The sequence below is a fragment of the Zemynaea arenosa genome, from assembly GCF_004614185.1.
In the GTDB taxonomy this organism is placed as follows: Bacteria; Pseudomonadota; Gammaproteobacteria; order Burkholderiales; family Burkholderiaceae_D; genus Telluria; species Telluria arenosa.
Genome location: NZ_SPVF01000014.1, coordinates 1 through 11,306, shown reverse-complemented (window position 1 = coordinate 11,306; position 11,306 = coordinate 1). Strand labels below are relative to the sequence as shown.

Genomic DNA, 11,306 nt, shown 5'->3' with positions numbered 1-11,306 from the left:
GCGCCGCCGGTGCGGGCGCGGGCGCCGGCGCGGGCGCCGGTTCGGCCACGGCGGCGGCAAACTGGGACGACAGGTCCAGCGCTTCGTCGTCGGCGATGGCGCTTTCCAGTTCCTGCGCCAGGATGGCCTGCTGGTCACGCTCGGCCTCCGACTGCGCGGCCACGGCGCCAGCGGCACCGGCGCCGGCGTACAGCGGATTCAGAGGATCGATGGACAGGCCGAGAGCCGCGGCCTGCGCCCACTCGTCGCCCTCGCCCTTGGTCAGGCTATAGATTTCGGTGGCCTGGGTTTCAAACGCGCGCTGGTCCTTGCGGGCGGCGTAGATTTCCAGGAGCTTGAGGCGCACCGGCATGCGCTCGGGATGGGTGCGCAGCGCTTCCTTCAGGATCTCCTCGGCCTGGGCATCGCGGCCATAGGCGATGTAGACGTCCGCTTCCGCCACCGGGTCCACCTCGTTGGTATCGAGCTGGCTCGCGGACGGGGCGAAGCTGGAGTTGAACACGCTGTTGTTGGTGTCGACGCTCTGGCCTCCCGTTTCGGCGAACAGGGAATGCGCCTGCTCGCTCGGCGCGCCCAGGATGCTCGGCTCGGACGGCACCTTGCTGGCCGACTCGATGGTCTTGCGGCGGCGGGCCATCACGGCATAGGCGCCCAGCAGCAGCGCGATCAGGGCGCCGCCGATGTAGGTGGCGTTGTTCATCACCGTGTCCATGAGGGACGGTGCGGGCGTGACGGGCGCCCGGACCACGGCCGGTTTCTTCGGCGTGGCAGCGGGCTTCGGCGCCACGGGCTGGACGGACGGAGCCGATGCCGCCGGCGCGGGCGCCGAGGCGCCATGCTCGCTGGCGGCGTTGGCGGCTGCCTTGTTCTTCACTTCCATCAGCTTTTCGAGATCGCTGACGTTCTTTTCCAGTTCCTTGACGCGCGACTGCGCATCGTTGATCGCCTGTTCCTTGGCGATGCGGTCTTCGGCGGTGGCGGTGGCCTTGCCCGAGGCCGCGGAGGCGTTCGGGTTGGCGCGCGAGAGCTTCAGCTGGTCGTTCGCTTCGTTGGCGGCGGTCGGCTTTTCCTGCACCCGCGCGGTGATCTTGCCGGAGGCGGACTGCGACGGTTCCGGTGCGTGGGTCGGCTCGGACGCGGCGACCTGGCCGGCCAGCTTGTTGCGGTAGGCGTTGAAGTCGGCGGCATGCGCGACCACCACGCTGTGGGCCTCGCCCTCGCCGGTGCCCTTGATGCTGTCCGCATCGGGGATCGCGAGGATGGTGCCGGACTTCAGGCGGTTCATGTTCTGGCCGATGAAGGCGTCCGGATTGGCGCGGTACAGGGCCACCAGCATCATGTCCAGCGAGACGTCGGTCGGCTTGACCTGCGAGGCGATCTTGCCCAGCGTGTCGCCGCGCTTGACGCGATATTCGTCGATGGTGCCTGCCTTGCCCGCGGCCTGCTCAGGCGCGGGATTGGTGGCGGGAGCCTGGCGCGGCGCGGCTTCGCGCGCGGCGACTGGCGCGGGCGTGGTGGCCAGGCGCTGGGTGGCCGGGCGGGCCTCGGTCGGCGCGACTTGCGCGGACTGGGTGGTGCGCAGTTCGGCCGGGTCGAGCAGGAAGGTGTATTCACGCACCAGGCGGCCGCCGTTCCAGTTCAGTTCCAGCAGCATGTCGACGAACGGTTCGTTGAGCGGCTGGGCGGAGCTGATGCGGATGAACTGGCGGCCGTTGCGCTGCTCGATATCGAAGCGCAGTGACATCAGGGCCGGATTGAATTCGATGTTCGCGAGGCGGAAGGCATCGGCGGAGGCCAGCTTGGCGACCAGGCCCTGGGCTTCTTCCTGCGAGACGGCGGTCAGCTCGATTTCGGCGCGCAGCGGCTGGCCAAGGGCGGACAGCACGGTCAACTTGCCGAGTCCGGCGGCGTAGGCGGAGCTGGCAAGCAGCGCGCTGGCGACAGCCGCGGTCATTGCCTTCATCGCAAACGACACGAAACCGGAACGTTTTTGTACTTGCATGGTAGGGGCGAGCAGAGTGAATTTGATCGTCTCAACATATCATCATGCTCTATGGCACGCAAGCTTTGGCGGGCCGTTTGCACGTTCTGAGACCGGTTTGAAGCTTTAACGTGCGAATTGAAGGGGACTTTAGTATCTGTTCGTCATTTCAATTGCTGGAATGGCATGCCCAAAGAAAACGGGAGCCGCAGCTCCCGTTCTGTCGAGTCCGCTAAAAGCGGCCGCTATCAGTCCAGCAGGATGCGCAGCATGCGGCGCAGGGGTTCGGCGGCGCCCCACAGCAGCTGGTCGCCGACGGTGAAGGCGGAGATGTACTCGGGGCCCATCGACAGCTTGCGCACGCGGCCCACCGGGATCGTCAGCGAGCCGGTGACGGCGGCCGGGGTCAGGTCGTGCATCGACGCTTCGCGCGTGTTCGGCACGTACTTCACCCACTGGTTGTTGGAGGCGATGATGTCCTCGATCTCGTCCATCGGCACGTCCTTCGTGAGCTTGATGGTCAGCGCCTGCGAGTGGCAGCGCATCGCGCCGATGCGGACGCACAGGCCATCGACCGGAATCGGTGCAGCGGCAAAGCCGTCGCCGCGGCCGAGGATCTTGTTGGTCTCGGCGCCGCCCTTCCATTCTTCCTTCGACTGGCCGTTGCCCAGGTCCTTGTCGATCCACGGGATCAGGTTCCCCGCCAGCGGCACGCCGAACTGCTTGGTCTCGTCAGCCGACATGCCGTGCTGGGTCGCCAGCACGCCGCGGTCGATCTCGAGGATCGCGGAGGCCGGGTTGTCCAGCAGCGGCTTGACGGCGGCGTTGATGGTGCCGAACTGGGTGAGCAGCTCGCGCATGTGCTGCGCGCCACCGCCCGATGCGGCCTGGTAGGTCATGGAGGTCATCCAGTCCACCAGGTTGTGCTGGAACAGGCCACCAAGGCCCATCAGCATGCAGGACACGGTGCAGTTACCACCGATGTAGTTCTTGACGCCTTTGCCCAGCGCGTCCTTGATGACGTGCAGGTTGACCGGGTCCAGCACGATCACCGCGTCGTCCGTCATGCGCAGGGTGGAGGCGGCATCGATCCAGTAGCCGTTCCAGCCCGCGGCGCGCAGCTGCGGGAACACCTCGGTGGTGTAGTCGCCGCCCTGGCACGAAATAATGATCTCGCATTTCGACAGCTCGGTAATGTCAGTCGCCGATTTCAGTTTGGTTTCGTTCTTCGCCATCTTGGGGGCGTCGCCACCCGGATTGGACGTCGTGAAGAACACGGGTTCGATGTGGGCGAAATCGCCCTCTTCCTGCATGCGTTGCATGAGGACCGAACCCACCATACCGCGCCAACCTACCAGGCCTACGAGTTTCATTTTCCTTTTCCTTGCGGGGGGTGTGTAAAAAGCTTTGCTTAGCGAAGGGCGGCGACGACGGCCGCGCCCATGTCTTCGGTACCAACCTTGCTGGTACCTGGTTCGTAAATGTCGGGAGTGCGCAGACCCTGGGCCAGCACGGTCTTGACGGCGCTTTCGATGCGGTCGGCCTGCTCGGCCTTGCCCAGCGAGTAGCGCAGCATCATCGCCGCGGACAGGATGGTCGCCAGCGGATTCGCGATGCCCTTGCCCGCGATGTCCGGTGCGGAGCCGTGCGAGGGCTCGTGCAGGCCCTTGTTGTTGGCATCGAGCGAAGCCGAAGGCAGCATGCCAATGGAGCCGGTCAGCATCGCAGCGCAATCGGAGAGGATGTCGCCGAACATGTTCCCGGTCACGATCACGTCGAACTTCTTGGGCGCGCGCACCAGCTGCATCGCCGCGTTATCGACGTACATGTGGTCCAGCTCCACGTCCGCATATTCCTTGTGCACGTCGGTGACGATGTCGCGCCAGAACTGGAAGGTCTCCAGCACATTGGCCTTGTCCACGCTGGTCACGCGCTTGCTGCGCTTGCGCGCCGCCTGGAACGCCACGTGGGCGATGCGGCGGATCTCGCTCTCCGCGTAGCGCATGGTGTCGAAGCCTTCGCGCTCGCCCTTGAAAGGGCCGTCCGGGCATTCGCGCACGCCGCGCGGCTTGCCGAAGTAGATGTCGCCGGTAAGTTCGCGCACGATGAGGATGTCGAGACCCGACACCACTTCCGGCTTCAGCGTCGAGGCGCCGGCCAGCTCGGGGTAGAGGATCGCCGGGCGCAGGTTGCCGAACAGGCCGAGCTCTTTCCGCAGCCCGAGAATCGCCTGCTCCGGGCGCAGCGCGCGTTCCAGCGTGTCGTACTTGAAGTCGCCCACGGCACCAAACAGCACCGCATCCGCCTCCTTGGCCAGCTTGAGCGTCCCCTCCGGTAGCGGGTGGCCATGCGCGGCATAACCGGCGCCACCGACGGGCGCTTCTTCCATCTCGAACCGTTCGCCGAGGGCGTTCAGGACGTTGACGGCCTGCTTGGTGATTTCGGGGCCGATGCCGTCGCCGGGGAGGATTGCGATCTTCATTGTTCTATTTTTAGATGGTGTTGGCCAGCCAGGGCTGCTGGTGCAGGTGGCGTTCTTCGAAGGCGCGGATCTGGTCCGCGTGCTGCAAGGTGAGGCCAATGTCATCGAGGCCGTTGAGCAGGCAGTACTTGCGGAAGGCGTCGACCTGGAACTCATAGGCCAGCGACCCATTCGCCGTACGCACCACCTGCTGCTCCAGGTCCACCACCAGCCGGTAGCCGGGGAAGGCCTTCACTTCATTGAACAGGTGCTCGACCTGCGACTCGGACAGCACGATCGGCAGCAGCCCGTTCTTGAAGCAGTTGTTGAAGAAGATGTCCGCGAAGCTCGGCGCGATGATGGCGCGGAAGCCGTACTGCTCCAGCGCCCACGGCGCATGCTCGCGCGAGGAGCCGCAGCCGAAGTTCTTGCGCGTAAGGAGGATCGAGGCGCCCTGGTAGCGCGGCTGGTTCAGCACGAAGTCCGGGTTCAGCGGCCGGCGGCTGTTGTCCATGCCCGGTTCGCCGTGGTCCAGGTAGCGCCACTCGTCGAACAGGTTGGGGCCGAAGCCGGTGCGGTGGATCGACTTGAGGAACTGCTTGGGGATGATGGCGTCCGTGTCGACGTTGGGGCGGTCGAGCGGGGCGACCAGGCCCTCAAGGACCGTGAACTTGTCCATTTATTTTTTCCCGACTGATTCAACGGCCTGGCCGACCTTTTGCACATCCTTGCCGACGCCGGCGATGGTGTTGCAAGCGCTCAGGGCGAGCGCGATCAGGGTCAGGGCTGCGAACTTCTTCATCTTTCAGGACTCCGGTGTGAATTATTTATATTGTTTAGCTTGAAACTTAGCGCATGGCGCGGACATCGACGAAATGCCCGGCGATGCCTGCCGCTGCCGCCATGGCCGGCGACACGAGATGAGTGCGGCCACCCTGCCCCTGCCGACCCTCGAAGTTGCGGTTCGAGGTGGAGGCGCAGCGCTCGCCCGGCTCCAGCCGGTCCGCATTCATCGCCAGGCACATCGAGCAGCCCGGCTCGCGCCATTCAAAGCCCGCGGCCTTGAAGATCACGTCCAGGCCTTCCTTCTCGGCCTGTTCTTTCACCAGGCCGGAACCCGGCACCACCAGCGCCAGCTTGACGTTGGAGGCGCGCTGCCTGCCGCGCACCACAGCCGCGGCGGCGCGCAGGTCTTCGATGCGTGAATTGGTGCAGGAGCCGATGAACACCTTGTCGATGCGGATGTCTTCGATCGGCATGTTGGGCGTGAGGGCCATGTACTGCAGGGCCTTCTCCATGGCCTCGCGGCGCACGGTGTCCTTCTCAAGGTCCGGATCGGGCACGCGGCCGTCGACGGAGGTCACCATCTCAGGGGACGTACCCCAGGTGACCTGCGGCTTGATGTCGGCGGCGTTGAGCTGGACCACCATGTCGAACTGCGCGCCCTGGTCGCTGTGCAGCGTGCGCCAGTACTCGACCGCGCGCTCCCAGTGCGGGCCCGCGGGCGCGTAGGGGCGGCCCTTGATGTAGTTGATGGTGATGTCGTCCACCGCCACCATGCCCGCGCGGGCGCCCGCTTCGATGGCCATGTTACAGACCGTCATGCGGCCTTCCATCGACAGCGCGCGGATGGTCGAGCCGCCGAATTCGATGGCGTAGCCGGTGCCGCCCGCGGTGCCGATGCGGCCGATCACGGCCAGCACGATGTCCTTGGCCGTCACGCCCAGCGGCAGCGGGCCGTCGACCTGCACCAGCATGGACTTGGACTTCTTGGCGATCAGGCATTGGGTGGCCAGCACATGCTCCACTTCCGAGGTGCCGATGCCGTGCGCCAGCGCGCCGAACGCGCCGTGGGTGGAGGTGTGCGAGTCGCCGCAGACCACCGTCATGCCGGGCAGCGTGGCGCCCTGCTCCGGGCCGATCACGTGGACGATGCCCTGGCGCTTGTCGTTCATGTTGAAGTAGGTGAGCCCGTACGCCTTGGCGTTTTTATCAAGCGTCTCGACCTGGGTACGCGAGACCGGGTCGGCGATGCCGTGCGAGCGGTCCGTGGTTGGCACGTTGTGGTCCGCCACCGCGAGGTTGGCCGAGATGCGCCACGGCTGGCGACCCGCCGCCCGTAGCCCGTCGAACGCCTGGGGGCTGGTCACTTCGTGGACCAGGTGGCGGTCGATATACAACAGCGCGGTGCCGTCGGCTTCGGTGCGGACTACATGGGAATCCCAGAGTTTGTCGTAGAGCGTCTTGATCATTTTTGGTGAGGCGGACAGCGGAAGGTGAATTTGATTATGCCATATTTGTGCACTGCGGCAGCGGCTGCCCCATTTTTAAACATAAATTAGTTTTGATACGCTTTTTCCGTTCATCGTTCGGCAGCCGTATCATATTTGCATCAGTTGACCGAATTATCATCGTTACGAACGCTTACAATTATTGATGCCGTGGGTTATTGAACCTCCATCGCAATAGCGGGCTCAAGCCTCTATTCTTGAGAGTTCTCATCGTTAGTTCTTCCCACGGAGTCCCATGAAGCAATCGAAATTCGTGCTCGCGTTGTGCGCGGCAGCAGCGTTCACCGGCACGGTCCACGCGGGCGTGCAGCAGTCCGAGGGCCAGGGCCATACGGTCCGGATCCTCGACACCGACCGCCTGATCGTGAAGTACAAGGACGCGGTCCCCGCCATGAAGGGCGCGGCCGTGGTGCCGGCCATTGGCCTGCGCCAGTCCATCATCGACCGCGCGGGCCAGAACTTCGGCGTGACGCTGCGGGAGCATCGCACCACCGCCACCGGCGCGCACGTGATGCAGCTCTCCCGCCGCATGGCGCTGGCCGATGTGAAGGCGCTGGCGGACGAGCTGAAACAGCGCGACGATACCGTGGAATACGCGGAGCCGGACCGCATCATGACCAAGCAGTCCACGCCCACCGACCCGTACTACACCTCGCAGTGGCACTATTTCGAACCGACCGGCGGCATCAACGCGCCGGCAGCCTGGGACAAGTCGACCGGCGCCGGCGTGGTGGTGGCGGTGATCGACACCGGCTACCGTCCGCACGCGGACCTGGCAGGCCAGATCCTGCCGGGTTATGACTTCATCACCAGCACCAAGATCGCCAACGACGGCACGGCGCGCGACAGCGACGCCTCCGACCCGGGCGACTACACGCTGGCGGGCGAATGCTCGGCCGGTTCTCCGGCGGCGGACGATAACTCGAGCTGGCACGGCACCCACGTGGCAGGGACCATCGCCGCCAAGACCAACAATGGCGTGGGCGTCGCGGGCGTGGCCTACAACGCCAGGATCCTGCCGGTGCGCGTGCTGGGCAAGTGCGGCGGCTACACCTCGGACATCGCCGACGGCATGATCTGGGCCTCCGGCGGCACCGTGACCAACGTGCCGGCAAACCCCAACAAGGCACGGGTGCTGAACCTGTCCCTGGGCGGCAGTGGCGCCTGCGACATCACCACCCAGAACGCGATCAACAGCGCGCGTTCGCGCGGCACCGTGGTGGTGGTCGCGGCGGGCAACTCGAACGTGGACGCGGTCAACTCCAACCCGGCCAACTGCGCGGGCGTGATCACCGTGGCGGCGACCAACCGCTCCGGCGGCAAGGCCTCCTACTCCAACTACGGCAACGTGGTCACGGTGGCGGCACCGGGTGGCGACACCGGCGGCTACATCCTGTCGACCTGGAACGCGGGCACCCGTGGCCCGGGCGCGGACAACTACGGCTACATGGCCGGCACCTCGATGGCCACGCCGCACGTGGCGGGCGTGGTCGCGCTGATGCTGTCCGTGAATCCGGCCCTGACGCCGGACGAAGTGGCGGCCAAGCTGAAGTCGACCGCGCGTCCGTTCCCGGCCTCGTGCGTGGGCTGCGGCGCGGGTATCGTCAACGCGGCGGCAGCGGTGAATGCGTCGATCGCGACCGTGTCCGGCCCGACCACGAACGAAGTGGAGCCGAACAATTCGCTGTCGCAGTGGAATGCGGTGACCACCAACGGCGTGACCGTGGTGGGCAACCTGTCCGCCTCGACCGACAATGACTACTTCATGATCCAGGTGCCGGCCGGCCGCACGCTGACCGCCACCCTCACGCAAGGCAGTACCACCAACGACTTCGACCTGACCGGCTACGACGACGCAGGTTCGACCAAGGTGGTGAGCCAGAACGGCGCGGGCCTGGTGGACTCGGTCTCGCTGACCAACACCTACGCCAAGACCAGCCCGCGCTATATCCGCGTGCGCTACAAGAGCGGCGGCACCGGTTCGGTGAACGGCAAGTACACGCTGAAGCTGACCTGGTAAGCCGGTCCTCTTCAGTGACTCCAAGGCGGCCTGCGGGCCGCCTTTTTTCGCCCTGCTCCCTGGCCGCGCAGTGCGCATAAGGATATGCCGATTCGGTCTTATGAGTTTTCGGCGGCATGGCCCGACAATACAGCTTCGTCAACATACGGGATGACCATGACACTCGCCAACCTGACCCGCACGCTCGTCGCGGCGGCCGCCCTGGCTGCGGCCAGCGCCCATGCGCAAACGACCACCCTGCTCAACGTCTCGTACGACGTGGCGCGGGAGCTGTTCAAGGACGTCAACCCGGCCTTCATCGCGGACTACAAGAAGAAGACCGGCCAGACCGTCGAGATCAAGCAGTCGCACGGCGGCTCCAGCAAGCAGGCGCGCGCCGTCATCGACGGGCTGGAAGCGTCCGTGGTGACGATGAACCAGTCCAGCGACATCGACGCGATTGCGTCCAAGGGCATCATCGCGGCCGACTGGGCCACCAAGTTCCCGCATCACGCGTCGCCGTTCTATTCGACCATGGTGTTCCTGGTCCGCAAGGGCAATCCGAAGAAGATCGCCGACTGGGCGGATCTGACGCGTCCCGGCGTGCAGGTGGTGATCCCGAATCCGAAGACCGCCGGCAATGGGCGCTACACCTATCTCGCGGCGTGGGGCTCGGTGCTCAAGAAGGGTGGCACGCCGGCGCAGGCGCGCGAATTCGTGACCAAGCTGTTCGCGAACGTGCCGGTGCTCGATGCCGGTGGCCGCGGCGCCACCACCACCTTCGCGCAGCGCGATATCGGCGATGTGCTGGTGACGTTCGAGAACGAAGTGAACCTGGCGCGCCAGGAATTCGGCGACAAGTTCGACGTGGTGTATCCGTCCATCTCGATCGTGGCCGATGCGCCGGTGGCCGTGGTGGACAAGGTGGTCGATCGCAAGAACCAGCGCAAGGAGGCAACGGCCTACCTGAACTTCCTGTTCAGCGAGCCGGGGCAGGAGATCGCGGCCAGGCACTTCCTGCGTCCGCGCTCCGAGGCGGCCTTCAAGAAGTACGGTGCCAACTTCAAGCCGATCAAGCTGTTCACGCTGGAGGAGGTGTTCGGGGACTGGAAGACGGTGCAGAAGGTGCACTTCGACGACGGCGGGGAGTTCGACAGGATCTACCAGAAGAAGTAAGGCAGCGCGCGGGCCGCGGCCCGCATCCGCCAAAACCAAAACGGGTCGCGCGAGCGACCCGTTTTGCGTTGAAGCGCAGACCCTTACGCGGCCAGTTCCTGCGCGCGCACCGCGCTGCGGCAGCCGCCCATCAGGAACGACAGGCCGACCACCAGCACCAGCTCACCCTCGGCCGAACGCGCGGTGCCGGTGATGCCTTCCACCGACAGCGCCGTCATCGGCTTGATCACCAGGTCCGCGGTGCCATCGACGGCGCTGACCGACAGGATGTACGGGCTGGGCGCGTTGATGACAATGCCCACGCGCTCGGAGCAGTCGTCGTAGGACAGCGCGGCGGCCAGCGAACGCACCGGCAGCGGGCGGCCCTGGTCGCGCAGCACCGGCGCCCCGCCGACGCATTCGAACTCCTCCGGCAGCTCGACCACGCGCTCGACCACCGCCATCGGCAGCGCAAGCTGCGCACCCGAGGTGGAGACCAGCATGGTCGGCACGATCGACAGTTCGATTGGCAGGCGGATCGAGAACTTGGTGCCGGAACCGAGGCGCGAGTCGATGTGGATCGCTCCACGGTTCTTTTCCACCGCCGTCTTCACCACGTCCATGCCGACGCCGCGGCCGGACACGGACGACGCCACTTCCTTGGTCGAGAAGCCCGGCAGGAACACCAGCTGGTAGGCTTCGTCGTCGGTCGGGGCGCCGTTGGCGCCGATCAGGCCCTTCTCCATCGCCTTCTTGCGCAGCTTGACCGGGTCCATGCCGCGGCCATCGTCCTGCAGCACGATCATGACGCTGTTCGCTTCCTGCCATGCCTTCAGCTGGATGTAGGCCTTGGCGGGCTTGCCGGAATTGACGCGGTCCTGCGGCGACTCGACGCCGTGGTCCAGCGCGTTGCGCAGCATGTGCACCAGCGGGTCGTACAGGCTGTCCACCACCACGCGGTCGACTTCCGTCTCGGCGCCTTCGATGGTCAGCTCGACATCCTTGCCGAGATCCTTGGCCAGCTCGCGCACCAGGCGCGGGAATTTCTGGAACAGGCGGCCGACTGGCTGCATGCGGGTCGCCAGGGTGGCGCGCTGCAGTTCGGCGGAGTAGCGCGAGGCGCGTTCCAGCGTTTCGACCAGGGTCGACATCAGTCCGGCGGCGGGGCCTTCGAACTTGAATTGCTGGAGCTTTTCCATCAGCACGGCGGCCTGGTTGGCGGCCTGCACGGATTCTCCGGCGACCTCCAGCAGCGCGTCCAGCTTGACGGCATCGATACGGATCGAATCTTCCTTGGCCGGGGCGGCGTGGGTGCGCGCTTCGGCGGCCTGTTCGCGGCGGTCCACGCCGTCCCAGGTGCCCTTGGCCTTGGCGATCTCGCCCGGGGTGACGACCGGCTCGGCGGCTGCGGCCGGGGCG

The 11,306-nt window shown here is 65.8% G+C and carries 9 protein-coding genes; 2 read left to right on the top strand and 7 right to left on the bottom strand.

Annotated elements, in window-relative coordinates; genetic code table 11:
- The 6 genes from E4L96_RS01165 to leuC all read right to left on the bottom strand — a co-directional run.
- Positions 1-1,954 (bottom strand): type IV pilus assembly protein FimV (locus E4L96_RS01165; protein ID WP_229414170.1); only part of this gene is annotated, 1,954 nt, incomplete at its 3' end.
- A gap of 275 nt (positions 1,955-2,229) precedes the next feature.
- On the bottom strand, positions 2,230-3,354 hold the full coding sequence (gene asd / locus E4L96_RS01160; protein WP_135205409.1) for an aspartate-semialdehyde dehydrogenase: 1,125 nt from the start codon (positions 3,352-3,354) through the stop codon (positions 2,230-2,232).
- Positions 3,355-3,392: 38 nt separating this feature from the next.
- Complete coding sequence (gene leuB, locus E4L96_RS01155) at positions 3,393-4,463, bottom strand: 3-isopropylmalate dehydrogenase (RefSeq protein ID WP_135205408.1); 1,071 nt, start codon at positions 4,461-4,463, stop codon at positions 3,393-3,395.
- 10 nt (positions 4,464-4,473) lie between these two features.
- On the bottom strand, positions 4,474-5,121 hold the full coding sequence (gene leuD, locus E4L96_RS01150; protein ID WP_135205407.1) for a 3-isopropylmalate dehydratase small subunit: 648 nt from the start codon (positions 5,119-5,121) through the stop codon (positions 4,474-4,476).
- The gene (locus E4L96_RS01145; protein WP_135205406.1) at positions 5,122-5,244 is read right to left on the bottom strand and encodes an entericidin A/B family lipoprotein; all 123 of its coding nucleotides are present in this window, start codon (positions 5,242-5,244) and stop codon (positions 5,122-5,124) included. It abuts the gene before it with no gap.
- 46 nt (positions 5,245-5,290) lie between these two features.
- Positions 5,291-6,694: a 3-isopropylmalate dehydratase large subunit gene (leuC, locus tag E4L96_RS01140; RefSeq protein ID WP_135205405.1), complete on the bottom strand. Its 1,404-nt coding sequence runs from the start codon at positions 6,692-6,694 to the stop codon at positions 5,291-5,293.
- Positions 6,695-6,968: 274 nt separating this feature from the next.
- On the opposite strand from leuC, the gene E4L96_RS01135 reads away from it, so the two are divergent.
- Both E4L96_RS01135 and E4L96_RS01130 read left to right on the top strand, forming a co-directional pair.
- Complete coding sequence (locus tag E4L96_RS01135; protein ID WP_135205404.1) at positions 6,969-8,753, top strand: S8 family peptidase; 1,785 nt, start codon at positions 6,969-6,971, stop codon at positions 8,751-8,753.
- A 150-nt stretch (positions 8,754-8,903) separates the two neighbouring features.
- Positions 8,904-9,908 (top strand): sulfate ABC transporter substrate-binding protein, encoded by a 1,005-nt coding sequence (locus E4L96_RS01130; protein WP_370660716.1) that lies wholly within the window; start codon positions 8,904-8,906, stop codon positions 9,906-9,908.
- An 83-nt stretch (positions 9,909-9,991) separates the two neighbouring features.
- Here the strand turns inward: E4L96_RS01130 and E4L96_RS01125 are convergent.
- Positions 9,992-11,306, bottom strand: a 1,315-nt coding sequence (locus tag E4L96_RS01125; RefSeq protein ID WP_135205403.1) for a chemotaxis protein CheA, incomplete at its 5' end; no start/stop codon positions are given.

Bases quoted from the DNA above. Each gene is read 5' to 3' on its own strand.
- leuD (WP_135205407.1), bottom strand. From the start codon at position 5,121: ATGGACAAGTTCACGGTCCTTGAGGGCCTGGTCGCCCCGCTCGACCGC.
- E4L96_RS01130 (WP_370660716.1), top strand. From the start codon at position 8,904: ATGACCATGACACTCGCCAACCTGACCCGCACGCTCGTCGCGGCGGCC.
- leuB (WP_135205408.1), bottom strand. From the start codon at position 4,463: ATGAAGATCGCAATCCTCCCCGGCGACGGCATCGGCCCCGAAATCACC.
- E4L96_RS01145 (WP_135205406.1), bottom strand. From the start codon at position 5,244: ATGAAGAAGTTCGCAGCCCTGACCCTGATCGCGCTCGCCCTGAGCGCT.
- E4L96_RS01135 (WP_135205404.1), top strand. From the start codon at position 6,969: ATGAAGCAATCGAAATTCGTGCTCGCGTTGTGCGCGGCAGCAGCGTTC.
- asd (WP_135205409.1), bottom strand. From the start codon at position 3,354: ATGAAACTCGTAGGCCTGGTAGGTTGGCGCGGTATGGTGGGTTCGGTC.
- leuC (WP_135205405.1), bottom strand. From the start codon at position 6,694: ATGATCAAGACGCTCTACGACAAACTCTGGGATTCCCATGTAGTCCGC.